The organism is Seonamhaeicola aphaedonensis (genome assembly GCF_003386195.1).
Taxonomy (GTDB): Bacteria; Bacteroidota; Bacteroidia; order Flavobacteriales; family Flavobacteriaceae; genus Seonamhaeicola; species Seonamhaeicola aphaedonensis.
The window spans coordinates 89,720-114,715 of sequence record NZ_QRDX01000001.1; the positions used below are offsets into that span (position 1 = coordinate 89,720).

The following is a 24,996-nucleotide window of genomic DNA, read 5'->3' on the forward strand; positions in this document are numbered from 1 at the left end:
AACTATGAACCTGAACTTAAACAATAAAAACGCCTTAGTTTGTGGTAGTACGCAAGGCATTGGTAAATCAACTGCTATGTTACTCGCTTCTGAAGGTGTAAATGTAACATTGGTTGCTAGAAACAGAGAAAAGCTAAAAGCTGTTTTAACAGAATTACCTAATCAAAAAAATCATAGTTACATTGTGGCCGATTTTTTAAATCCCAGAGAGTTACAAGAGCAGGTCATTAAATTTATTGACAGCAATCATGGTTTTCATATTCTTGTCAATAATACTGGCGGTCCTAGAAGTGGTGATATTTTAAACGCAAGTTTAGATGAGTTTGAAAATGCCTTCACCATGCACATTAAATGTAATCATGTGTTAGCTCAAGCTACAATTCCCTTTATGAAAAAAGAAGGATTTGGTAGGATTGTAAATATCATATCTACTTCAGTAAAAGAACCTATTCCCATGTTAGGTGTTAGCAATACTATTAGAGGCGCTGTAGGAAATTGGAGTAAAACCTTATCTATGGAAGTAGCTCCTTTTGGTATAACCGTAAATAACGTTCTGCCAGGTTTTACTGAAACCGAACGATTAAAAGAGATTATAAATATAAAAGCCATTATTGAAGATAAGACCCCTGAAGAAATGACCGAAACTATGAAAAACTACGCCCCTGCTAAACGTTTTGCTAGTCCAGAAGAGGTTGCCAATGCTGTAGTTTTCTTGGCGAGTGATTGTGCTAGTTATATTAACGGAATTAACATTCCTGTTGATGGAGGCAGAACAAAAAGTCTGTAATTTATATCCATACCCTTACTTAAATACTGAAAATTACCGAAGAAATAGTATATTTAGATAGAACATAATTATTAATAAACTCAAATACCCAATTTGGGTTGCTCTCCTTTTCGGAGAGATTAATAGGGGCATCGTATGAGTAAGTTAGTTTCTCCTTTAAATTTTAAAGATTGGATTGAAGAAAATCGTCATCTATTAAAACCACCTGTTGGCAATAAATGCATTTGGAAAGACAGTGAATATATTGTAATGGTTGTTGGTGGCCCAAATAACAGAAAGGACTACCACTATAACGAAACACCCGAATTTTTCTATCAGATTGAGGGCGATATGGTTTTGAAAATAATCAATAATGGAAAACCTGAAGATGTTCATATAAAGGAAGGTGACATATATCTTTTACCTTCTAAAATTCCACATTCACCTCAGAGAAGGTCTAATACGGTTGGTTTAGTTATTGAATACCCGCGATCTAAAAAAATGAAAGATGCCTTAGAGTGGTATTGCGAAAACTGTGGCAATCTGCTCTACAGAAAAAAATTCAAACTTGATGATATTGAAACCGATATGCCTGTAATTTTTGACAAGTTTTATAACAGTAAAAAGAAACGTACTTGTAAAAAATGTGGAACCAAAATGGAGCCCCCTAAAAAAATATAAACTACAAAATTGTGAAGTTCCTCATTAGGAGGAAGTATTACTAAGTAATCTCCAAACTATAAAAAGACCACCACAGCTTAAGCCCTGTAATCAGAAAAAATGGAAAAGCGTAAACTTAGAATAAACGGTCATTCTCACCTACTTCCTTACCCAGAGGAAATTCCTGAATTTATGCAGGAAAAGGGGATTTTTTGGGTAGATAAGGACAGAAAGTTTATGCTTCAAAAAGATTGGAAGCGTCCTGTTACAGATTCTAGTTTTTTCCTCAACGAAAAGTTAGAATGGATGGAACGTAACAAAATAGATCATGCTGTGGTTTTAAATCTTTCGCAATTGTATGGCAATGGCTTACGCGTTGAGGAAATGAAAAAGGCTTTACGTTTTCAAAACGATTTTAATGCCAGAATTCAGCATGAACACCCAAGTAAATTTACCTGTGGTTTTGTAGTTCATCCCGGTTTTTTAAGAAGCGCTTGTTGGGAAATTGAACGTTGCGTGGAAGAACATGATTTACAACTCCTTTGTTTACCAACGCACTACATGGACACCATTGGTACTTGGCGTTGTATTTATGATGAAGAAAACGAACCGATTTTTGAATTGGCCAACAAATACAATTTAGCAGTAGAAATTCATCCGTATGATGGCGAGAAATTTATTAAGTTAGAAAATACTTCCTGGAGGTTTCACTTAATATGGATGTTGGCGCAATGTGCTGATGCCTACCATTTTTTAACTCTAAACGGTTATCAAGATAAGTATCCAAACATGCGCACCTGTTTTGCTCATGGTGGACAGTTAGCACAAATAAATATAGGAAGACGTATTCAAGGCTTTGATGGCAGACCCGATTTATTTGAAGGCAAACACCACCCCAGAAAGGCTGTTGGACATAAAAACATTTTCTTTGATACCTTAGTACATGATACTGGTAGTTTAGAATTACTTATCAAAAATCATAGTTCAAAACAAGTTTTAATGGGTCTTGATGACCCTTACCCTTTGGGGGAAATGGAAAGTAAATCTCAGTCATCTTATCCTGGAAAGATTTTAGATTTAGCCTTAAAGCGAAATATCATTAATCAAGATGAATATGATGCTATTTGGGAAAACAATGTTATACAGTGGCTTTGTGGTGAAAACACATCTGCTAAAGAAAAATTAATTAATAGAATATTAGCTTAATTTCATTTTTTTAATTCTTTAAAAAATACATTTTCCTTTATAATACAAAATTTCAATTAGTTAGTTTCCTCCTTTGATTCAGGTAATAATTTGGCTATCAAACTTGGCTCACTTATATATTTCTTTGCTACTTTATTAACAATTTTAGTAGTTATTAACGCAATATTTTCTTCATAATCATCAATACCTTTATCAAAAGTTTTATTCCAAAACACTCTATTATACATATGGTTAAGCCAAAACCCATTCGTCTCTAAACTTTTCTTTCTGTTTAATAACCAGTTTTTCTTCACATTCTCAACTTCTTTTTTTGTTACTCCCTTTTTTATAAGTTGTTTTAAAACCGATAAGCTTTCTTTTTCTAAAGCATCTATATTTTCGGGAGCACAAGAAAACGTAATACCTCCAGTATACCTAGAGTAAGGCCTTCCTATATGTCCAAATTTTGCTCTAACAGAATAAACTTTTCCTTCTTCTTCACGAATTCTATCCCGTAAATGTGATTCAAAAATTTGTCCAAAAACTTTTAGGGCTTCTCCTTCTTTTCTTATGTGCTTTGCTTCTTTAGTAAATTCTATTATTAAGTTAGCCTTATCTTCTAAACCTTTGTAAACTTCTACACGCTCACCAGAGAGTATGTTCTTGTAAGTAGACAATGTATATTGTTCACGTTTTTCTGTACTTGGTAACGATGCCAAGTACTTTTCTATGTAATGTTTTAAAATATCTTCATCAAAATCACCAATAAAGAAAAAATTAAAATCTCCTGCATTTTCAAAGCGATTAGTATAAGCACTGTATAAATCTGAATAAGGTACAGAATCTAACAACTTTTCCATATTATCTCCTTCATTGATATCAAAATATCTCGGGTTATCTATATTTTTTAATTTATTGATTGTACTGGAAAATATATTATCTGGACTTAATTTTCTGTTTTTAAGAACAGCCTTAATTTTGTCAACATACGTTAAATACATAGCTTCATCATTATTAACAGCCGTAAAGTTTAAGTATATTAATTTGAATAAGGTCTCTAAATCTGTTGTTCTACAGCCCCCATTTAACCCCTCTTCATAAGTTGATATGTATGGAGATACATTAACTTTTTTTCCACTCAAAACTTTAGACAATTCATAACTTTTAAACCCGCCAATACCAGCAACCGTAACAATTGACATATGTCCAATTCTTTTAACATCTTCATCATTAAACACCGAAGTTCCTCCATAACTATATGCCTTAAAACCAACTTGTTCTTTATCGAAATCCGTTTTTTTGTAAAATACCTTTGCTCCATTGCTGAGTTCTAATTTCTTAATACCATGCATGGTATCCTCTTCTAAAACAATATTTCCGTTTGGTCTAATCTCCTCTAAAAGTTCATTTTCTATTTTTTGGGGTTTATATGCTGTAATTGTGGTATCTATTTCTGTTAGTGAAAGTACTTTAAGCAGTGTGCTATTATTTGGGAGCACAAAATCCTCCTTTTCTGGAGCAGTTATTATCAATGCTCTATTGTCTTTATGGTAAATAGAGTTAAACATAGTATTAACTTCTTTAATGGTTATTTGAGGAATCATTGATTTATGAAAATTATAATACCAATCGTTAGAGTAAAGCACCCCGTCTCCTTTAAATTCTTCCTTTAAAAGACTAAGATAACGACTGGAATACCAATCATTTTTACCTTCTAAAAATGACTCATTGTTGGCCAACATATCATTTTTTATTCTATTAAACTCTTCTTCATTAAACCCAAAACGTTTAACCCGCTCTAATTCTAAAACCATATGTTTAAGCGCATTTTCAATTTCAGTTTCTTTGACATAAGCCCCTATTGAAAAATGATAATGATAATTACTTATTGTAGAATTTACTGTTACTACGGCGGTAATAAAAGGAGGCGAATTGCTATTAGACAATTCAACAAGCCTATTATTAATCATTCTTAGCATCATTCCTGCTATTATGCTATTTTTTTGATGACCCATGAGCACAGTTTTTTTCCTTTTAGGGTATTTATCATAAAAGCTAAGCATTAAATTAGTCAAGGTTTTTTCTTTATCTGTAATAACTTTAACACGGGTTTGACTATGATAAGGTACAGTATCATAATTTTTTATAGGCTTTTCAATATCAGGATTACGTAATGAAGAAAAATGTGCTTTTATTTTATTTTCAACGTAAGAGGCATCTAAATCTCCAACAACCACAATTCCCATTAAGTTAGGGCGGTACCAATCTTTATAAAATCTGCGTAAATCATCCGTTTTGAAATTTTTAATATTCTCAATTTTATCATCAGAAAAATATTTTAACTGTTGCATACCTTCATACAGAAAAATTGCGGTTTCTTTTCCAATACGATAATTACTACCAAGCCTTCCTCTAAATTCTTCTAATACCACAGGACGTTCATCGTTTATAGCATCATCTTTAAGTACTATGTTATGTGCCCAATCTTCTATAATCTGAAATGCCTTATCTATTTTCTTTAAGTCTTTACTTGGTACTTTTAATTTATAAACTGTTTCATCAAATCCTGTATGAGCATTAAGGTCTGCTCCAAACTTCATCCCAATACTTTCTATATACTTTACCAGTTTGTCCTTCTTGAAATTTTTAGTACCGTTGAAACCCATATGCTCTAGCAAATGTGCCAATCCTTGCTGAGAATTGTCCTCTTGTAAATGTCCTGCCTTAACTATTAAATTTATATAAGCGGTCTCTTTAGGTCTATCATTTTCTTTAATGTAATACTTCAATCCGTTTAAAAGTTCTCCTCTAATAGCTGTTGAGTCTTTGGGGATTTCACTTTCTAAGTCATACGTAAATACCTCTGTTCTATCAGATTCTTGAGCACTTATTATAATAGAAATAAATAATAAATAAATTGTTAAGTGGTATTTCATAATCTTAGATTAATTGGATATTTCTATAATTTACAAGTTAGCATTAAATTTGTAATAAAAATTTCACGAGTAATCATTTTTAACATATAATTTTATTTTTTTGTAAAAACAATACAGTTGATTTAAGAAAAATTTATGCACTTTATACCAGAAAAATTAGATGATTATATAGTAGTTCATTCCGAAAATGAGCCCGAATTGTTACAACAGCTAAACAGAGAAACCTATCAAAAAATTCTACAACCGCGTATGCTAAGTGGGCATTACCAGGGCAGATTATTAAGTATGATTTCCAAACTGGTTAACCCGAAAAATATTTTAGAAATAGGAACTTATACTGGCTATTCTGCTATTTGTTTAGCGGAAGGCATACAAACTAGAGGCGAGTTACATACCATTGATATCAATGAGGAATTGTACGATTTTCAAAGAAAGTATTTTGACAAATCTGGTTATGGTAATCAAATTGTTCAACACACAGGAAATGCTCTAGAAATAATTCCAGAGCTAAATAAAACCTTCGATCTTGTTTTTATTGATGCCGATAAAGATAATTACCCTAATTACTATGAATTAATTATTGAAAAACTAAACCCTGGAGGTATTATTTTATCTGATAATGTTTTATGGAGCGGTAAGGTCATAGAAGAATTAAAGCCAGATGATGAAGACACCAAAGCTTTAATTGAATACAATAAAATGTTGAAGGAAGACCCAAGAATTGAAACGGTAATATTACCTATTAGAGACGGACTAACTATTAGCAGAAAATTAGGTAATTAAAACTTACGCTTTACAGAACCAGTAAAATCCTCTAAATCGTCTTTTACTTTATCAAGTTCATTCTTAACATCTTTTGTTATGCTGGTATCAATGCCATGATTTTCGGCACTTTTAGTTATTTCGTGTTTAATATCGTTTGTAGCATCCTTAAGTGTGCGCATACCTTTACCCAAACCACGAGCAATTTCTGGTAGCTTATCAGCTCCAAAAACCATTATAACAATGAACAGAATAAATGCTATTTCTGCACCGCTAATGAATAAAAATGTAGGTTGATAAATCACAGTACAAATATAGGAAGTTGTTTTTATTATATAAACAAAAAAGGTTGGCATTAAACCAACCTAATTATATTTTTAAAATGCTTTTTAACCTTTTACTTTATTTTTAAACTTTTCAAAATCGTTTTCTTGAACTTCCTTAGGCCATAAGTTATTACTAGTGTCAATATCAGCTGTTTCAAGGTCAGGGTCAACAACAATACTTACAATTTCTTTATCTGAGGCAATAGCTTTAGAAACTTCATTATCATTAAACCTCCAAATTTGAGCCGGATATGTTTCTTCTTTCTTTGTACCATCAGCATATGTAAACTCTACAATTATGGGCATTACTAAGCCTCCTGGTTTTTCAAAAGTAATATTATAGAAAAACTTAGGCGTTTTTATTGTTTGACGTTCCTCATTACTAAAATTATCCATCAAATATTCTTTTACAGATACAACTTCAGTGGGATTTTGGTCTTTCATAGAACTGTCATACTCCTCGCTTCCTTCTTCAACCAAATAAACTAAAGGTCTTAATTGTTCTCTCTCTATTCCTCTTTCTTTCATAATATCTTTCATATCAGCGTTAGGTTCAGATGACACATAATACTTTTTCACATCTTTTATTCCAATATCAACCCAATCTGTAGTATAAAACCAACCGCGCCAGAACCAATCTAAATCTACGGCCGAGGCATCTTCCATAGTTCTGAAAAAATCTTCTGGTGTAGGGTGTTTAAATTTCCATCGATTAGCAAATTCCTTAAAAGCATAATCAAATAATTCATGCCCCATGATGGTTTCTCTAAGAATATTTAAAGCTGTTGCTGGTTTCCCATAGGCATTATTCCCTAGTTGGTAAACATTCATAGGCTTAGACATTATTGGAGCAATTCTATCTTGATCACCACCCATATATGGAACAATTAACCTAGCTGGTCCTCTGTCTGCTGGAAATACGTCATGTTGTGGTGATAATGCATCTGGATAATTCTTTCCAAACTCTAATTGAGCCAAATACTCTAAAAATGTATTTATACCTTCATCCATCCAAGCCCATTGACGTTCGTCACTATTGACAATCATAGGGAAAAAATTATGACCAATTTCGTGGATAATTACTCCCATCATACCATATTTTACACGGTCACTATAAGTGCCATCTTCATTTGGACGACCATAGTTCCAACAAATCATTGGGTACTCCATACCTTGATTTTTAGAATGTACCGAAATAGCTTTATGATAAGGGTAATTAAAAGTCATTCTAGAATATGTCTTTAATGTACTAGCTACAACTTTTGTAGACCATTCTTCCCACAAAGGATTACCTTCCTTAGGATACATTGACACTGCCATAACATCTTTATCACCAACTTTAACAGCCATCATGTCTAAAATAAATTTTCTAGAGGATGCAAATGCAAAATCTCTAACATTTTCAGCTTTCAGCTTCCAAGTTTTTGTTTCATTAGAAAATTTTTTTTCAGCTTTTTCTACTTCTTCCTGAGTAACAATTAAAACGGGTTTATCATAAGTTTTTCTAGCCTTTTCGTAACGTTCCAACATGGTTTTAGAATACACTTCTTTTCTGTTGGTAAGTATACCTGTGCCGTCCAAAACATGGTCAGCAGGTACGGTAATATTGACTTCATAATCTCCAAAGGGCAAAGCAAATTCTTCACTGCCCCAAAACTGAAAATTTTGCCATCCTTCAACGTCATTATATACAGCCATTCTTGGAAAAAATTGTGCAATTACATAAGCCCTATTTCCGTCATTAGGAAAGTACTCATATCCCGAACGGTCTCTTAAAATAACATGATCGTTAATATTATACCACCATTTTATTGAGAATGAAAACTTGTCGCCAGTTTGCATAGGCTTAGGCAACTCTATACGCATCATGGTAGAGTTAATGGTATATTTTAAAGGTTTACCATTAGTATCCTCAACAGTTTCTATATTAAAACCACCATCAAAAGGTTCTTTAAGATAATTGTTTATGAAATTTTTTGGATACATTATTGTTTCATCATTGTTACTTTCAATGAGTGGAGATTTTGAATCTTTTGCTCTCTTATTTTGATCTAATTGTAACCACAAATAACTTAATTCATCTGGAGAATTATTGGTATAGATTATAGTTTCAAAGCCGTATAGTTTAGCATTTTTATCATCTAGAACAATATCCATTTTATAATCAGCTTGCTGTTGGTAATAAGCATGACCAGGGGCTCCTGAAGCTGTTCTGTATGCATTTGGTGTAGAAAACTCGTCACTTAATTGTTTAAATTTATTGGTATTTGTATGACCTGCTTTTGGTCGTTCAATTTCATGTTCTTGGGAAAAAACAGATACAGAAACAAAAATCACAATCAGAAAATAACACTTTAAGTTTTTCATTTTCAAATTTTATATTATTATTAATTATGTCTTATAGATTGAAATGAGAAAATCCTTTTTATTAAAAAAAACCAAACGAAAATAATTATTTAGCGATTGGTTTAACTTACTTTTAATTAAAATTTAACACAGCATTATTGTTCTGAACAACTAGAATAAAACTTTTTTGTTTGGAGTTTATTTTTGTTTTAATGATATTTTGTTGGTCTTCAAACATATCAAATAAGACCGTATTTGTAATTTCAAAAGATTCAATACTCTCGACGCCTTCAATTTCAAGATAGCACTTCATAACATCAAGATCATACTCTTTACCAATAAAAACAAAACTTGCATCTGTACCGTTAATCTTTATTTTTATCTTGTTACTTAAGTACCTTTGAATATATAAATTTACTCTAGGTGTCTCATTTGATTCATCTAAGGTAATAGACTCATCATAACGCTCTCTTAGTACACTTTCAAAATCGTCTAAAAAAACTCTAGTTATTATTTGAACCGATTGTTTATCCTTAACATATTCTATTTGAGTAACACTAATGTAGTATTTATGAATACTGGAAAAGGCTAAAAGAGGTATTACGAATAGGATTAATAAGGTTTTTGACAACGGCATTTGTTTATTGCGAAAGTAAGTAAAGAATTTCAAAAACTATTCTAAAAATAATATTAGTCCCTTGATTGCAGGTTAAGTTTGTTCTTATCGAGTAAATGTATAATTAGAATTGAAAGACCAAAAAAACCAAAACTAATCTTTCGCATTTTTATCTTTTAAATATTCCTTACTTATTTCGTACAGGAACTGAAGACATTCAATTTCATGGTCTTTTTTAAGTAATTCTTTATCTAAATCTTTGGTGTCTACATAGGCTATAAAATCATTAACATCTTCTAAAGGAATTTGAAACATTTCACTTATATATTCAGGAGAATAAACATCAAAAAGTTCTATAGGTTTTTCAACAACTACGTATTCTGGTTTGATATATTCTTTATTTTTTTTACCAAAAATAAGTTTAGAAATTTTCTTAACATCAAATCCATTATACAATTCCCCTTTACTGATTCTTGATTTTAAATCTTTTTGAACAGTCTCGGCATCAAAAGCCTTATCATCATAATATTCATAATCAACATTCATGCTCCCCATCTTCAAAATAACTGGTTTCAAATAGGAAACGTTTTCAATATCAGTGGTAATATTTCCAGTGAGACCAGATGACAGCAAAACGGCATCTAATTTATGAATCTGTTCCACCAAATGAATCCCTAATTTCCCAGATCTTACAGCATCTTCTTGTACTGTGATTGAAAGAGCCTTGAACTGTAAAGCAGAAATTTGGATAATATCATTCACAGCAACCGCTATACTAAACTCCCCCTTTTCATTAGTAATGGTTCCCACGTTTGAAGACGAATTATAAACTGTAATCCCCTCAACGTCATTAGCATCGGCATGTATAATACCTTCAACCTCAACCCTTTTAACTATTTGAGCCTCAGCAATAAAAATAAAGCATAAAAAACCAATAAAAAGAAAAATTCGTCTCATAGATATCATAGTTATTTTTTTTATAAATTTCGATGATATAATTCTGATTTAACTGAAAAATATTCTAAACTTTTGTTAAAACATCCATTTGCGTAATTTTACACGTCCAGTGTAATTATTATTTAATACAATGAAAAACATCCTAATTGCCAGTACATCAACAATCCATGGTGGTGAATACTTAGAATATATTTTAGATGAACTCGCAATGTTTTTTAAAGATACGCAAGAAATTTTATTTATCCCATACGCCAGACCAGGTGGTATAAGTCATAATGATTATACAAAAAAGGTTCAAACCGCATTTCTTAAAATAAATAAAAAGGCTTATGGTATTCATACTTTTGAAAACCCCTATGAGGCTGTTAAAGAAGCCAAAGGCATATTTGTTGGTGGGGGTAACACATTTGTTTTAACCCATATGCTTTACAAAAAGCAATTAATAGGTATTTTAAACGAAACGGTAACAAAAGGAATACCTTACTTAGGTACTAGCGCTGGCAGCAATATTTGTGGACTAACTATTGGAACAACCAATGATATGCCTATTATTCATCCGCCAAGTTTTGGTGCCTTAAAATTAGTGCCATTTAATGTTAATCCACACTATTTAGACCCCGAAAGCAATAGTACACATATGGGTGAAACCAGGGAAACTAGAATAAAAGAATTTCATAAGTTTAACACACAACCCGTAATTGGCTTAAGAGAGGGTAGTTGGCTAGATGTAAAAAATGATTCTATCGTTCTTAGAGGTAACTTAAGAGCAAGAATTTTTGAAGCCAATAAAATCCCTTATGAAGTTAAACCCAATACAGAATTGAACCACTTAAAATAAAAAAAACTTCATCTTTTTTGATGAAGCTTTTTTGAGCGGGAGACCGGGTTCGAACCGGCGACATTCAGCTTGGAAGGCTGACGCTCTACCAACTGAGCTACTCCCGCGTTTGCGATGCAAATATATATAATCTACTTTATCATTTACAAGAAAAAATTATAACTTTTTAAAAAAATGAAAGCCTAAAATTTTAAAGCCTTCATTAAAATAAAACTTATGAGATTGAGCGTTTGAAACATAAGTATTTAACTCTACAGCCTCATATCCCCTTTCTTTTGCATAATCGTAAATCCAATTAAAAAATTGTCTTCCTAAGCCCTTATTTCTGTAGGCCTCATCAATGTAAACATGGTCTGGCTCAACACTTCTACCTGAATAATGACGCGTACAAAACCACAATCCACTAACACCTATTAACTTGTTTCCATCATATATAACTGCACACTCATAATTTTTTTGTGCAATCATTTCATAAAAACGCTTTTTTAGTATTTCATAAGAAATCTTATAACTGTTAAGTTTTTCTACTAGTGGAATGACGCTTTCAATGTCTTCGTTATCTATAATTTTAAAAATGAATGCCATGGTTTTATAAAAACTTCAAATTATATGTAATTTTGATTGTCTGTGCTATAAACGAAATTATTAAGAAAAAATGAATTATCATATTCAGCAAATTACTACTAAAGAAACTTATACTGTTAGACATCCTATACTTCGCTCAGGCAAACCTATTTCTTCTTGTAATTTTGAAGGTGATGATTTAGAAACTACGCATCATTTTGGATTGTTTATTAATTCTAAATTAGTTGGTGTTGCTACATTTATGAAAAACAACCTTGAGTTATTACACTTTAATAACCAATATCAACTAAGAGGGATGGCTATTTTAAATGAGTTTCAAGGTAAAAAATTGGGAAATTATTTAGTTAAATATGGTGAAGATTTTTTAAAAAATGAAAGAATTGAAGTTATTTGGTGTAATGCTAGGGAAATTGCCGTAAATTTTTATCAACGTAATGGATTTTATATTATTGGCAACGCTTTTATAATTCCAGAAATAGGTTTGCATTACAGAATGTATAAACTGTGTGAATCTTAAGTGTCATTATAATTTACTTATTATCTGAATAGTAGAAGATGTTTGTTTCCTAATTTTATTTATGTAAAAAATAAATACTAGAAAAAACTTAAAATTAATTTACTCTCAGTTATTACCACTTTCTCTGTCGCATAAAGATGTAGCCAACAGTAAAACACATAACAACACACTATTTCAATGACCCCAACAAAGAAATTATAGAAACAAAAAAACGTCTCAGATTAAGAGACGTTTTTACTGACTAACTCAAAATAATTACCTAATAAATGTTGTAATTACTTTTTCCTTTTTAAATTTTGTTTAATAATAGCTGCAGCTTCATGCGCTCCATGTAATTCAGCATATTTTGCTGCCGTGTAGTTTTTATTTGTACTTCTCAATTTTAAATTAGCACCTTTATCGATTAAAAGTTTTAAAATTTCAGTTCTGTTAAACTTAGCAGCGTACATGGCTGGTGTCATTCCGTTAGAGCGTTCGTTTACGTCAGCTCCCCTTTCAATCAATTTTTTTACTGTTTCAAAATCACCTTTGGCTATAGACACACAGAATGAATTTACTTTAAAAAAATACTCATAAGTACTATTTGATTGAATAGTTGAAGTGGCTGAAGATGCATTAACCGATACAACGGCAACACAAACTGCTAATGCAGTAGTAATAATTGTTTTTTTCATGATGAAAGAATTAAAGTTTGATTAAATGATTCGTTTTTTGATATACTAAAGAGACGATTTATTTTTTAGCCTGTTACACAAAAAAACATATATAACACATTTTTAACGTTTATTTCACAAAGTATTAACGCAAACGATTTCTTTTGGAATTTCCTGAAAAAGCTATAAAAATTAAGGTTTTTCAAGGTTTATTACACCAGATATTTTATTCAACTTCTGTATCTTTGCTTAGTTTAAAAATTTAACAAAAAATGAACAAAAAAGTTATCTTAATGATACTCGATGGCTGGGGAAATTCTCCTGATCCAAAAGTTTCTGCTATAGACCATGCCAATACACCTTTTATTGATTCCCTTTACACAAAATATCCGTTTGCAACATTAAGAACAGACGGACTTCATGTTGGTCTTCCAGAAGGCCAAATGGGAAATAGTGAAGTAGGACACATGAATCTTGGCGCGGGTAGAATTGTATATCAAGATTTGGTTAAGGTTAATTTAGCTGTTAAGAATAAAACGCTCAATAACGAAAAAGTACTTATTGATGCATTTAAATACGCCAAAGAAAACAATAAAGATGTTCATTTTTTAGGTTTACTAAGTAACGGTGGTGTTCACTCTCATATTAACCACCTTTTAGGCTTGGTAGATGCTGCCAACGAATACGGAGTAGCGAACTCTTATGTTCACGGATTTACCGATGGTAGAGATGTTGACCCAAAATCTGGTGCTGGTTTTGTAAAACAATTACAAGATCATATTGAAAACACAAACACCAGAATTGCAAGTATTTCTGGTCGTTACTACGCTATGGACAGAGATAAGCGTTGGGAACGTATTAAACTAGTTTACGATGCGCTAGTTAATGGTATAGGAGAAACTTCAAGTAACATTGTTGCCTCTATTGAAGCTAATTATTCAAACAATGTCACAGATGAGTTTATCAAACCAATTGTAGTAACCAATGATAATAATACTCCTATCGCCACAATAAAAGAAGACGATGTTATTATATTCTTTAACTTCAGAACTGATAGAGGACGTGAATTAACAGAAGTTTTATCACAAGTAGATTTTCCAGAGTATAACATGAAAAAGTTAAACTTACATTATGTTACACTTACAAATTATGATGATACTTATCAAAACGTTAACGTAATTTTCAATAAAGAAAATCTAAACGAAACTTTAGGTGAAGTTTTAGAAAAAAACAATAAAAAACAAATCAGAATTGCTGAAACTGAAAAATATCCACATGTAACGTTTTTCTTTTCTGGCGGACGTGAAGAACCGTTTAAAGGAGAACAACGCATTTTGAGAAACTCGCCTAAAGTAGCTACTTACGATTTAAAACCTGAAATGAGTGCCTATGAATTACGCGATGCCTTAATTCCTGAGTTACAAAAAGGAGATGTTGATTTTGTATGTTTAAATTTTGCCAATGGTGATATGGTAGGACATACTGGTGTTATGGAAGCCGCCATAAAAGCCTGCGAAGCTGTTGACGAATGCGTAAAAGACGTAGTTACTACTGCTCTAGAAAACAACTACACTACCTTGTTAATTGCAGATCATGGAAATTGTGAAACCATGATTAACCCAGATGGTTCTCCCAATACAGCGCATACAACTAACCCAGTTCCTGTTATTTTAATTGACAATGACTTAACCGAAATCAAAGATGGTATTTTGGGAGATATGGCTCCTACTATTTTAAAACTTATGGGTGTTGAGCAACCAAATGCTATGACACAACAGCCCTTAGTATAATTACCATTAACTATAATTTGTATTTTAAAACCCTGCTTTATAGTAGGGTTTTATTTTGTTATGAACATTCAAAAACAACATTTAAAAACCTCTAAAAAAAATAATGTACTTTTACATCAAACTCAAGTCTTATAATAAATGACATTAAACAAAAACCTTATTATTGCGGTTGATTTTGATGGTACCATAGTGGAAGATGCTTTCCCAAAAATTGGAAAACCTAAAATGTTTGCTTTTGAAACTTTAAAAAAACTGCAAAACAAAGGTCACAGATTAATTTTATGGACTTACAGGCATGGAACTAAACTTCAAGATGCTATAGATTTTTGTGAAGAAAATGGCGTGAGTTTTTATGCTATAAACAGCAGTTTTCCAGAAGAAAAATTCGCCAATGGTGCTAGCAGAAAAATTAATGCAGACATTTTTATAGATGATCGTAACTTTGGTGGCTTTCCTGGTTGGGGTAAAATCTACCAAGAAATTACCAATTCTGCTCCACCAAAAATTGAAAACAGAAAAGGATTTTTTGGTCTTTTTAAGTAGAGCCTTCAAAACTCTTAAACTACAAAACACTTATTTTTAATTATCTTTGCACTTATTTTTGAAACATGATAGAAATAAAAACCAGAGCTGAAATTGAAATAATGCGCGAAAGTGCTCTCATTGTATCAAAAACATTAGGAATATTAGCAAAGGAAATCAAACCAGGCGTTACCACATTGCAATTAGATAAGATTGCAGAAGAACATATCAGAGATCATGGTGCTGAACCTGGTTTTTTAGGATTATATGATTTCCCCAACACACTTTGCATGAGCCCAAATGAACAAGTAGTTCACGGGATTCCTAATGCCACTCCTCTTGAAGAAGGTGACATTATTTCTATTGACTGTGGTGCATTAAAAAACGGTTTTTATGGTGACCATGCCTATACATTTGCCATTGGAGATATTGATCCTAAGGTTGAAAAGCTCTTGAAAGTAACCAAAGAATCTTTATACATTGGTATAAGAGAGTTTAAGTTAAATAACCGAGTTGGTGATGTTGGTTATGCCATTCAACAATATTGTGAAGCGCATGGATATGGGGTTGTAAGGGAGTTAGTTGGACATGGGCTTGGAAAAAAAATGCATGAAGACCCTGAAATGCCAAATTATGGTAGACGAGGCAAGGGAAAAAAATTTATTGAAGGTATGGTAGTTGCCATAGAACCTATGATAAATATGGGTACGCACAGAATCAAACAACATAGAGACGGTTGGACAATAACTACTTTAGATAAAAAACCAAGTGCTCATTTTGAACATAATGTAGCGCTTGTAGATGGAAAACCAGAATTACTTTCAACATTTGCTTATATCTATGATGCTCTGGGTATAAAGAGTGATGAAGAAGCCGAATTTCGTCAAGAAGCACTTGTGCTTTAAATACAATGAAACAACTTTTCAAGATTGTATTAAATATTATCCCAAGACCTGTATTAATTAGGTTAAGTTATATTTTTCGTCCGGTTTTAGCACTCTTTTTAAAAGGTAATACATATACAGACCCAATAGATGGTAAAAAATTTAAAACTTTTTTACCTTATGGCTATGGCACCCAGAGAAATAATGTCTTATCGCCTTCTACACTCTCTTTGGAACGTCACCGATTACTGTGGTTGTACTTGAAGAATGAAACTAATTTTTTTAAAACCCATTTAAAAGTTTTACACTTTGCTCCTGAACAAGCTTTTTACAAACGATTCAGGAAAATGACACATTTAGATTATGTGACAACCGACTTAAATTCACCTTTAGCTGATGTAAAAGCAGATATTTGTAATTTACCTTTTGATGATGATGTGTTTGATGTAATTCTATGTAACCATGTTTTAGAACATATCCCTAATGATACCAAAGCCATGCAAGAATTATTCCGGGTAATGAAAAGTGGTGGCTGGGGCATTTTTCAAATACCACAGGATTTAAATAGAGAAGAAACTTTTGAAAACAATAACATCACAGACAAAAAAGAACGTGCTAAAATTTTTGGACAATACGATCATGTTAGGGTCTATGGGCGTGATTATTTTGAAAAACTAAGACGCATTGGTTTTAAAGTTGAAGAAGTAGATTATACCTCTAATTTTTCAGATGACGATATTTACAAATATTGTCTAGCCAAAGGTGAAATAATTCCTGTAGTGTTTAAACCTTAATATGGAACAACAAATAATCATTACTGCCACCATTTTTGGAGCACTATCCATAATTTTTGGAGCTTTTGGAGCGCATGTATTAAAAAACATCTTATCAAGTGAACAGCAAACAAGTTTTGAAACTGGAGTGAAATACCAAATGTATCACGCCATTGTTTTATTGTTACTTGGGTTTAACCCTAAATATGCTTCAATTCCTATTTACTGGTGTTTTACATTAGGTATCTTATGCTTTTCTTTTAGTATTTACGGTTTGGTGATATCCAGTACAAAAGGAAATAAAATGAAGTTTTTAGGACCAATAACGCCTCTGGGTGGAATACTTTTAGTTATTGGATGGATTTTACTTTTAATTGAGGCTTTTTAGAAAGTTATTCAGGAAACTGGTTTAAAGACAAAGTCTCAAACGCCTGCTTTTCATTTTCAAAAATTAAAAAAACTTTAAGTTCTGGATGGGTTGCTAAAAATGTTTTTACTTTTTCAATACCCATGGTTTTAAAAGCCGTAGCATATGCATCAGCAGTCATACAGTCTTGGGCTATTACAGAGATACTCAATAAGTTTGTTTTACTTGGATAACCTGTTTTCGTGTCTATAATATGCGAATAGCGATTACCATTTGAATCAATCTTAAATTTTCTATAGGTGCCAGAGGTTGCCATGGCAGCATCTTTTAATTTAATGGCCTTTAAAATAGATTGACTCCCATCAAAATGTGGTTCTTCAACACCAACCGTCCACATAGATTGTTTATCCAAATTCTCTCCTTTTGCCCTTATTTCACCTCCTATTTCTACTAAATAATTATTAACATTTTTACTTTCTAAAAATTCACCAATAACATCTACTCCGTAACCTTTTGCAATAGCATTAAAATCAATAAAGGTCTCTTTAGGTTTAATAATATTTTTATGAACCCGCTTTACTTTATTTAACCCAACTGAATGCATTAAACTATCAATTTTTAAGCTATCCAATTCAGAAATTGTTCCTTCAGGCCCAAAACTCCAAGCGTTTACAACAGCTCCAATAGTTGGATCAAAAGCGCCATTTGTTTCATTGTAAATTTCAAAAGATTTCTCTAAAACCCTTTTAAAATGATTATCAATAGATGTTATTTCATTTCTATTTAACTTTGAAATATCAGAATCTACTTGATAGGTAGACATCGATTTGTTGACAACATAAAACAAGCTATCAAATTGCTTTTGGTAATTATCTCTGGAATTATAAATAATAGTATAAGAAGTGCCAAAAACCACCCCAGATATTTTAGTGTTCTTGGTCGTTTGATTACATCCTAATAAAAAAAAACCAATAAATAAGTAAATAATAAACCTCTTCATTCTAATTAAAGTTAGTATCCAACACCTGAATACCGTTATATTCTAACAAATAATCTTCATGTAAATACACTGGTAAATTTTCACCATTAGGGTTACCTAAACCCACACCAGCATATAAAACTTTTGCATCTTTCTCTCTAGCATGTTTTTTAAAAGTTTCCATCCAAACTACATCATAGTTATTAGGATTATCGGGCAATATAACTGCTTTTACAATAACAAAATAGTATTGGCTAGTTTTATCAATACAAACAAATTGTGGGTGTTTTTTTAATTGGCTATTAACCGCAATAAATTCAAAACCACGTTCCTCCAAATCTTTTCCAACATGGTTCATGGCTAAATTATGTAATTCCTGTTCGGTAAGTGCTTTACTCATAAAGCAAAAATACCACTTATAATACTTGTTAAAAAATTGCTTAACTTTAAAGTGTTGCTAATTTTTTAAAATTTCATGCTATGAAAACTACTACACGTTTTGAAAGTGCCATAAAAAAGATGTATACTGCTTTTCATAACAACAAATTGAATCCTGAATGTTGTAAGCAATGTGCCGTTGGTAATATTTTAGACAATAATGATAGTTGGAAATATCTCTCTGATGATCATGGTGCTTTACAACTTAGCTATATAGGAAAAATACATCAAGGTTTAGGGCGTAAATTTAATGGTTATTCTCCTCTAGAATTACTACAAATTGAAATGACATTTTTAAGAGCCTGCGGATACCAATTACCGCTTCATCATAAAAATAAAAAACCCAAAAACCCTACGAATAAAGATTTACTTTTTAACGGACTTACGAAAACCATTGAACTTTTATGTGAACTTGATAATATTCCAAATGTTATGGATTATCAAAACTTGTTTAAATTTAAAAAAAGCATTTCGATTCAATTACAATAGTGTAAATTTTAATTTCAACAAAAAATAGTATTTTTATAAGCACCCTTTTCCTACTGACTTACCTACTATATAAAACCAACCAAAAATGAAAAACCATATTATTTTGATAGTTGCTTGTTTTCTAATTCTAGTGGCATGTAACTCAAAAAAAGAAGAGCAAAAAACCTATGAATCTGTTAGCGAAAATTCTGTTGATCCCATAAAGCGAGGTGAAGAACTTGTTAACGCTATTGGCTGTCATGATTGCCACACACCCAAAACATTTGGTGAGAAGGGCATAGAACTAGATTTTAGCAGATTACTATCGGGGCATCCCGCTGATGAAGCACTAGCTCCTTTTGACGAAAATACTGCTAAATCTTATATACTTTTCAATATGGGATTAACAGCAGCTACAGGACCATGGGGCACCTCTTACGCTGCCAATTTAACACCAGACGATACTGGTATAGGAACATGGACAGAGGAACAGTTTCTAAACGCCATTAAAAAAGGGTTATACAAGGGACTAGAAGGCAGTAGACCTATATTACCCCCAATGCCTTGGCAGTCTTACAGAAATTTACCAGATGATGATTTGAAAGCCATATTTGCTTACCTGAAAAGTATAAAAGCAATAGAGAATATTGTTCCTGCATATATGCCTCCTAATCAATAATTATAAGTTTATATTTTTTCTACATAAATAAAAAACCAACTCAATGAGTTGGTTTTTTTATCAATATGTGCTAAAAAAGTTCAGCATGATATAACATGTCTATCCTCCAAAGTCATCAAATCTGATATTCTCATCTGGAATACCAAAATCTTCTCCCATTTTTTGAACAGCTTTGTTCATTAATGGTGGCCCACAGAAGTATAACTCGATATCTTCTGGGGCTTCATGATGGTTAAGATAATTATCAATAACACAATTATGAATGAACCCAACAAAACCATCTCCTTCTTTATCATGAATGTCTTTTTTTACCTTCCAATTATCTTCTGGCAAAGGCTCAGACAATGCTAAAAAGAACTTAAAATTAGGGAACTTACGCTCTAACTCATAGAAATGTTCTAAGTAGAATAACTCTCTTTTAGAACGACCTCCATACCAATAAGTCACCGTTCTTCCAGTTTCTAATGTTTTAAATAAGTGGTATAAGTGTGAACGCATTGGTGCCATACCTGCTCCACCACCTACGTATAACATTTCGGCATCAGACTCATTAATAAAGAACTCTCCATAAGGTCCAGAAATGGTTACTTTGTCACCAGGCTTTCTTGAGAAAATATACGAAGAGGCTATTCCTGGATTTACATCCATCCAACCATTTTTGGCTCTATCCCATGGTGGCGTTGCAATACGAACATTCAACATAATATCGCGTCCCTCTGCAGGATAAGAAGCCATAGAGTAAGCTCTCTCAACAACATCATCATTCTTCATTACTAAAGGCCAAAGATTGAACTTATCCCACTCTTCTTTGAATTTATCTGGAGTTTCATGCTCCTCTGGATGCGCTGTAATATCAATATCAGAATATTTAATCTCACATTGCGGAATTTCAATCTGGATATACCCTCCTGCTTTATAGTTCATATCTTCTGGAATACGCACTACAAACTCTTTAATAAAAGATGCCACATTGTAATTACGCACTACTTCTGCCTCCCATTTTTTAATACCAAAAACCTCCTCTGGTATGGTGATATCCATATCTTGTTTTACCTTCACCTGACATGCTAAACGAGCTCCGTGTTGTAACTCTTTGCGCGTAAAATGAGGTGTCTCTGTTGGAAGCGCTTCACCTCCACCAGCGTGAACATGACACTCACATTGAATACAAGTTCCACCACCACCACAAGCCGATGGCAAAAAGATTTTCTGGTTTCCTAAAGTAGATAACAAGCTACCACCAGAAGGTACTTCTATTTCTTTTTCACCATTAATTTTAATCTTTACAGGTCCAGATGGTGCTAACTTTTGTTTTACAAATAGTAACAAACCAACCAACGCAAGTGTTAACACTAAAAACGCTGTTACCGTTGCTACAATGACTCCTGTTGTACTAGCTAATAATATCATGTTACTCTACTACTTTTATTGTGTTATCAGCAATGCTTTGACTATGCTCAGCACCAGTTTCTTTTTTAATCGCTTCTTTTTCTGCCTCTATTCTCTCTACTACTTCAGGAGTTTCCTTTTTAGATTCTTCATCTCCTCCAGTTAACATACCACCAAAGCTCATAAATCCGATAGCCATTAAACCAGTAATAATAAATGTAATTCCCAATCCTCTCAATGCAGGTGGTACATTTGAATATCTTATCTTTTCACGAATGGCTGCTATGGCTAAAATAGCTAAAAACCACCCTATACCAGAACCTAAGCCATATGTGGTAGCCAAACCAATAGTTGGAATCTCTCGAGATTGCATAAATAACGAACCTCCCAAAATAGCACAGTTTACAGCTATAAGTGGTAAAAAGATTCCAAGTGAGTTATAAAGTGCTGGAGCAAATTTCTCAACTATGATTTCAACTAATTGCACCATGGTAGCAATGGTAGCAATGAACATAATAAATGATAAGAAACTTAAATCGTATGATGCATATTCTGCGCCTAACCATTTTCCTAAAGCTCCTGGTTGTAATATGTACTGGTCTAGTAACCAGTTTAAAGGCACCGTAACAACTAATACAAATATAACTGCAGCACCAAGACCAACTGCTGTTGATACTTTTTTAGATACTGCTAGGTAAGAGCACATTCCTAAGAACGTAGCAAATACCATGTTGTCTATAAATATTGATTTAAAAAATAATTCTAAATGTTCCATATTTTAAGGTTTTGGGTTTTGGGTAAGAGGCTAAACCTAATACCTAACACCTTTTTAATGATCTTCTATTAATGCTTTGTTTCTGGTACGTTGTACCCAGATTATAACACCCACAACAATTAACGCCATTGGAGACAATAACATGAATCCATTATTTTCATATCCGATGGCATACAATCCTGTTTTTTCAATAGGATCTCCTAGAACTTTAAATCCAAGTAATGTTCCAGACCCTAACAATTCTCTAAAAAAACCAACAATAATTAGTATGGCTCCATAACCTGCTGCATTTCCAATTCCATCTAAAAAGGAACGCCAAGGCCCATTACCTAGTGCAAATGCTTCAAAACGTCCCATGATAATACAGTTGGTGATGATTAAACCTACGAATACCGAGAGCGTTTTACTCAATTCGTAAGCAAAAGCTTTTAGTACTTGGTCTACTATAATAACCAAAGCAGCCACAACTACCAATTGTACAATGATTCTAATTTTTGAAGGTATAATATTTCTCATTAAAGAGACTACCACGTTTCCAACTCCTAAAACAAACAACACAGATATAGACATAACAATTGATGCCTTTAGTTCTGCAGTAATAGCCAATGCAGAACATATTCCTAAAACCTGTATGGTAATTGGGTTATTATCCGCTAATGGGTCGGTAATTAACTTTGTATCTTTTTTTGAAAGTAAGCCCATAGATTAATTTGTTTTTTGAGATTTTAAACTATCGAAATAAGGTTTATACAACTTTAAATCGCTTTTTATCATAGCTGTAACACCATCACCTGTTATTGTTGCTCCAGCAATAGCATCTATTTCATTATCTGTCTTATCTTCGTTTTTTGGGTCGGCATTTCCTTTTGCTATAGTAATTCCTTTAAAATCACCATTTTCAGCTAATAAATGCTCTCCTTCAAAATCATCCATAAAAAAACGCTGTTTAATATTTGCTCCTAAACCCGGTGTTTCTCCCTTATGATCAAAGTAAGCTCCTTGAACAACCATATTTTCATCTAGTGCTACATATCCCCATATAGCATCCCAAAGACCCTTTCCATAAATAGGGGCTACATAAACTTTTTTACCTTCTTTACTATTTCCAACAAATAGAGGAAGTAATCTAGACGAACCACTTTTAGCATTACTCTTTTGCTTTTTGATGTCAATTAAATATGGTTCTTTTCCGTTGTTAGCTTTCATGAACTCTTCACGAGTCATTGTGTTTACAACTTTACCGCCTTTAGACTCTAGAACCAATTGTTCAGCAACGTTCTTTGTAAAAAGTTCAGGCGCCTGGGTAGTAGCAACAAAGTTTGCACTACTTCCTTCATTTTCATTAATTCCCATAGCGTACAGAATGTTTTGTTGTTTTTCAATACGCTCATTATTATCTATTTTTGGTCTTAACGCAGAAGCAGTATAAGCTAATAGTCCACCAACTATTACCACCATTAATATGGCGAATAGTACTGTATATAAATTTGAATCTGTTTTGTTACTCATAACTTAAGCAGTTTTAGCTTTTAAACGTTTCATTCTTTTCTTTACATTTCCTTGAACTACATAGTGGTCTATAGTTGGAGCAAACACATTCATTAACAGTATTGCCAACATTACACCTTCTGGGTAGGCTGGGTTGAACACGCGAATCATGATTGAGATAAACCCAACTAAGAAACCGTAAATCCATTTTCCTTTATTAGTTTGAGAAGCTGTAACAGGATCTGTAGCCATGAACACAGTACCAAAGGCAAAACCACCAATTAATAGGTGATGCCACCAAACAGTATTCATTAATCCGTAAAATTTACTACTGCTACCAACTACTCCAGCTTCAATTACCCAATTGAAAATTAATCCCATAGCTAATGCTCCTAATACAGAAGACAACATAATTCTCCAACTTCCAATTTTAGTGAAAATCAAGAATAAGCCTCCTATCAAAATCAAGAATGCTGAGGTCTCTCCAACCGAACCTGGAATAAATCCTAAAAACATATCCATGACACTATAACCAACATCGGCATTCTGTGCTAAACTTCCTAAAATAGTTTCACCTGAAATAGCATCTGGAGTAGCAGCTCTTTCAACTGCTCCATGTACCCAAACTTTATCACCAGACATCCATGTAGGATAAGCAAAAAATAAAAACGCTCTAATGGTTAAGGCTGGATTTAAAATATTCATCCCAGTACCACCAAATACTTCTTTACCAATCACAACACCAAAAGCAACCGCTACTGCTAACATCCAAAGCGGAATATCAACAGGAACTATTAAAGGCACTAACATTCCTGTAACGAGATAACCTTCTTCTACTTCGTGCTTTTTAATGATTGCAAATAAGAATTCTATACCTAATCCTACACCATAGGAAACTACAACCAAAGGCAGAATCTTTATGAGTCCAATAAGGAAATTATCTAATGTCCAAAACTCTGGGCTAAGAAAACCTGCGGAAACTCTTTGAATATCACCTAAAGCTGCGTAATGCTGGTAACCAGCATTAAACATTCCAAAAATAAGACAAGGAATCATAGCCATGATAACGGTATTCATGGTACGCTTTAAATCGTCTGCAGCTTTTATATGTGTCCCACCGTGAGTAGTCTCATCTGGCAAGAATAAAAACGTATGGATAGCGTTGAATGCAGGTGCCATTTTAGACCCTCTGTATTTACGCTTTAAAATATGTAATCTTCTTTTTAAACTCATCTTGTAATATTTTTCATTTCTCTTCGATAAAAGAATGAAATGTTATTTTTCATTTCGTTCCTCA

The 24,996-nt window shown here is 32.7% G+C and carries 27 protein-coding genes and 1 tRNA gene; 13 read left to right on the top strand and 15 right to left on the bottom strand.

Translation table 11 applies throughout. The features are described from left to right. Window positions 1-4: 4 nt before the first annotated feature. The 3 genes from DFQ02_RS00460 (at window position 5) to DFQ02_RS00470 (ending at window position 2,632) form a co-directional block, all read left to right on the top strand. Window positions 5-787, top strand: a complete 783-nt coding sequence (locus DFQ02_RS00460; RefSeq protein WP_116039030.1) for an SDR family oxidoreductase — start codon at window positions 5-7, stop codon at window positions 785-787. A gap of 135 nt (window positions 788-922) precedes the next feature. After that, the gene (locus DFQ02_RS00465; protein ID WP_116039031.1) at window positions 923-1,447 is read left to right on the top strand and encodes a 3-hydroxyanthranilate 3,4-dioxygenase; all 525 of its coding nucleotides are present in this window, start codon (window positions 923-925) and stop codon (window positions 1,445-1,447) included. 99 nt (window positions 1,448-1,546) lie between these two features. Beyond that, window positions 1,547-2,632, top strand: coding sequence for an amidohydrolase family protein (locus tag DFQ02_RS00470; protein ID WP_116039032.1), 1,086 nt, complete (start codon window positions 1,547-1,549; stop codon window positions 2,630-2,632). 56 nt (window positions 2,633-2,688) lie between these two features. On the opposite strand, the gene DFQ02_RS00475 is transcribed toward DFQ02_RS00470, so the two are convergent. Next, window positions 2,689-5,547 carry a M16 family metallopeptidase gene (locus DFQ02_RS00475; protein WP_116039033.1) on the bottom strand — a complete coding sequence of 953 codons (2,859 nt, stop codon included), beginning with the start codon at window positions 5,545-5,547 and terminating at the stop codon, window positions 2,689-2,691. A 135-nt stretch (window positions 5,548-5,682) separates the two neighbouring features. On the opposite strand from DFQ02_RS00475, the gene DFQ02_RS00480 reads away from it, so the two are divergent. Beyond that, entirely contained in the window at window positions 5,683-6,330 is a 648-nt protein-coding gene (locus DFQ02_RS00480) for an O-methyltransferase (protein WP_116039034.1), read from the top strand. Here the strand turns inward: DFQ02_RS00480 and DFQ02_RS00485 are convergent. The 4 genes from DFQ02_RS00485 to DFQ02_RS00500 all read right to left on the bottom strand — a co-directional run bounded on the left by DFQ02_RS00485 (window position 6,327) and on the right by DFQ02_RS00500 (window position 10,554). Next, entirely contained in the window at window positions 6,327-6,614 is a 288-nt protein-coding gene (locus DFQ02_RS00485; RefSeq protein ID WP_116039639.1) for a Sec-independent protein translocase subunit TatA/TatB, read from the bottom strand. The genes DFQ02_RS00480 and DFQ02_RS00485 overlap by 4 nt on opposite strands. 84 nt (window positions 6,615-6,698) lie before the next feature. Beyond that, window positions 6,699-9,002, bottom strand: coding sequence for a M1 family metallopeptidase (locus tag DFQ02_RS00490; protein ID WP_116039035.1), 2,304 nt, complete (start codon window positions 9,000-9,002; stop codon window positions 6,699-6,701). 112 nt (window positions 9,003-9,114) lie between these two features. Further along, the gene (locus tag DFQ02_RS00495; protein ID WP_116039036.1) at window positions 9,115-9,618 is read right to left on the bottom strand and encodes a DUF6702 family protein; all 504 of its coding nucleotides are present in this window, start codon (window positions 9,616-9,618) and stop codon (window positions 9,115-9,117) included. A gap of 132 nt (window positions 9,619-9,750) precedes the next feature. Continuing rightward, on the bottom strand, window positions 9,751-10,554 hold the full coding sequence (locus DFQ02_RS00500) for a carboxypeptidase-like regulatory domain-containing protein (RefSeq protein WP_116039037.1): 804 nt from the start codon (window positions 10,552-10,554) through the stop codon (window positions 9,751-9,753). A 130-nt stretch (window positions 10,555-10,684) separates the two neighbouring features. On the opposite strand from DFQ02_RS00500, the gene pepE reads away from it, so the two are divergent. Then, on the top strand, window positions 10,685-11,392 hold the full coding sequence (gene pepE, locus DFQ02_RS00505; protein WP_116039038.1) for a dipeptidase PepE: 708 nt from the start codon (window positions 10,685-10,687) through the stop codon (window positions 11,390-11,392). Between the two features lie 34 nt (window positions 11,393-11,426). Here pepE and DFQ02_RS00510 read toward each other — a convergent pair. Together DFQ02_RS00510 and DFQ02_RS00515 are read right to left on the bottom strand one after the other, a co-directional pair. Next, a tRNA-Gly gene (locus DFQ02_RS00510) sits at window positions 11,427-11,499 on the bottom strand. A 49-nt stretch (window positions 11,500-11,548) separates the two neighbouring features. Beyond that, window positions 11,549-11,977, bottom strand: a complete 429-nt coding sequence (locus tag DFQ02_RS00515; RefSeq protein ID WP_116039039.1) for a GNAT family N-acetyltransferase — start codon at window positions 11,975-11,977, stop codon at window positions 11,549-11,551. Between the two features lie 70 nt (window positions 11,978-12,047). On the opposite strand from DFQ02_RS00515, the gene DFQ02_RS00520 reads away from it, so the two are divergent. Further along, on the top strand, window positions 12,048-12,494 hold the full coding sequence (locus tag DFQ02_RS00520) for a GNAT family N-acetyltransferase (protein ID WP_116039040.1): 447 nt from the start codon (window positions 12,048-12,050) through the stop codon (window positions 12,492-12,494). Between the two features lie 275 nt (window positions 12,495-12,769). Here the strand turns inward: DFQ02_RS00520 and DFQ02_RS00525 are convergent, their stop codons facing one another. Beyond that, window positions 12,770-13,168 (bottom strand): ankyrin repeat domain-containing protein, encoded by a 399-nt coding sequence (locus DFQ02_RS00525; protein WP_116039041.1) that lies wholly within the window; start codon window positions 13,166-13,168, stop codon window positions 12,770-12,772. A gap of 251 nt (window positions 13,169-13,419) precedes the next feature. On the opposite strand from DFQ02_RS00525, the gene gpmI reads away from it, so the two are divergent. The 5 genes from gpmI (at window position 13,420) to DFQ02_RS00550 (ending at window position 17,504) form a co-directional block, all read left to right on the top strand. After that, complete coding sequence (gpmI, locus tag DFQ02_RS00530; protein ID WP_116039042.1) at window positions 13,420-14,937, top strand: 2,3-bisphosphoglycerate-independent phosphoglycerate mutase; 1,518 nt, start codon at window positions 13,420-13,422, stop codon at window positions 14,935-14,937. Window positions 14,938-15,075: 138 nt separating this feature from the next. After that, window positions 15,076-15,480, top strand: a complete 405-nt coding sequence (locus DFQ02_RS00535; RefSeq protein WP_116039043.1) for a BT0820 family HAD-type phosphatase — start codon at window positions 15,076-15,078, stop codon at window positions 15,478-15,480. A gap of 65 nt (window positions 15,481-15,545) precedes the next feature. After that, window positions 15,546-16,364, top strand: a complete 819-nt coding sequence (map, locus tag DFQ02_RS00540) for a type I methionyl aminopeptidase (protein WP_116039044.1) — start codon at window positions 15,546-15,548, stop codon at window positions 16,362-16,364. 5 nt (window positions 16,365-16,369) lie between these two features. Beyond that, window positions 16,370-17,137: a class I SAM-dependent methyltransferase gene (locus DFQ02_RS00545; protein ID WP_116039045.1), complete on the top strand. Its 768-nt coding sequence runs from the start codon at window positions 16,370-16,372 to the stop codon at window positions 17,135-17,137. 1 nt (window position 17,138) lies between these two features. Then, the gene (locus DFQ02_RS00550) at window positions 17,139-17,504 is read left to right on the top strand and encodes a DUF423 domain-containing protein (protein WP_116039046.1); all 366 of its coding nucleotides are present in this window, start codon (window positions 17,139-17,141) and stop codon (window positions 17,502-17,504) included. 4 nt (window positions 17,505-17,508) lie between these two features. Here the strand turns inward: DFQ02_RS00550 and DFQ02_RS00555 are convergent, their stop codons facing one another. Together DFQ02_RS00555 and DFQ02_RS00560 are read right to left on the bottom strand one after the other, a co-directional pair. Beyond that, the gene (locus tag DFQ02_RS00555) at window positions 17,509-18,483 is read right to left on the bottom strand and encodes an FAD:protein FMN transferase (protein WP_116039047.1); all 975 of its coding nucleotides are present in this window, start codon (window positions 18,481-18,483) and stop codon (window positions 17,509-17,511) included. Between the two features lies 1 nt (window position 18,484). Then, window positions 18,485-18,862, bottom strand: a complete 378-nt coding sequence (locus DFQ02_RS00560; protein WP_116039048.1) for a Na(+)-translocating NADH-quinone reductase subunit F — start codon at window positions 18,860-18,862, stop codon at window positions 18,485-18,487. A gap of 80 nt (window positions 18,863-18,942) precedes the next feature. Here DFQ02_RS00560 and DFQ02_RS00565 point away from each other — a divergent pair, with 80 nt between their 5' ends. Together DFQ02_RS00565 and DFQ02_RS00570 are read left to right on the top strand one after the other, a co-directional pair. Continuing rightward, entirely contained in the window at window positions 18,943-19,389 is a 447-nt protein-coding gene (locus DFQ02_RS00565) for a Na(+)-translocating NADH-quinone reductase subunit F (protein WP_116039049.1), read from the top strand. A gap of 85 nt (window positions 19,390-19,474) precedes the next feature. Continuing rightward, the gene (locus DFQ02_RS00570; protein ID WP_116039050.1) at window positions 19,475-20,047 is read left to right on the top strand and encodes a c-type cytochrome; all 573 of its coding nucleotides are present in this window, start codon (window positions 19,475-19,477) and stop codon (window positions 20,045-20,047) included. Between the two features lie 99 nt (window positions 20,048-20,146). Here the strand turns inward: DFQ02_RS00570 and nqrF are convergent, their stop codons facing one another. Genes nqrF through DFQ02_RS00595 form a run of 5 tightly spaced genes read right to left on the bottom strand, consistent with a single transcriptional unit; the run spans window position 20,147 to window position 24,932 of the window. Continuing rightward, window positions 20,147-21,457 carry an NADH:ubiquinone reductase (Na(+)-transporting) subunit F gene (gene nqrF / locus DFQ02_RS00575; protein ID WP_116039051.1) on the bottom strand — a complete coding sequence of 437 codons (1,311 nt, stop codon included), beginning with the start codon at window positions 21,455-21,457 and terminating at the stop codon, window positions 20,147-20,149. 1 nt (window position 21,458) lies between these two features. Next, window positions 21,459-22,211 carry an NADH:ubiquinone reductase (Na(+)-transporting) subunit E gene (gene nqrE, locus DFQ02_RS00580; RefSeq protein WP_116039052.1) on the bottom strand — a complete coding sequence of 251 codons (753 nt, stop codon included), beginning with the start codon at window positions 22,209-22,211 and terminating at the stop codon, window positions 21,459-21,461. 54 nt (window positions 22,212-22,265) lie between these two features. Beyond that, window positions 22,266-22,913 carry an NADH:ubiquinone reductase (Na(+)-transporting) subunit D gene (locus DFQ02_RS00585; RefSeq protein WP_116039053.1) on the bottom strand — a complete coding sequence of 216 codons (648 nt, stop codon included), beginning with the start codon at window positions 22,911-22,913 and terminating at the stop codon, window positions 22,266-22,268. 3 nt (window positions 22,914-22,916) lie between these two features. Beyond that, window positions 22,917-23,720 (bottom strand): Na(+)-translocating NADH-quinone reductase subunit C, encoded by an 804-nt coding sequence (locus tag DFQ02_RS00590; RefSeq protein ID WP_116039054.1) that lies wholly within the window; start codon window positions 23,718-23,720, stop codon window positions 22,917-22,919. Window positions 23,721-23,723: 3 nt separating this feature from the next. Further along, complete coding sequence (locus DFQ02_RS00595) at window positions 23,724-24,932, bottom strand: NADH:ubiquinone reductase (Na(+)-transporting) subunit B (RefSeq protein ID WP_116039055.1); 1,209 nt, start codon at window positions 24,930-24,932, stop codon at window positions 23,724-23,726. Window positions 24,933-24,996: the final 64 nt, after the last annotated feature.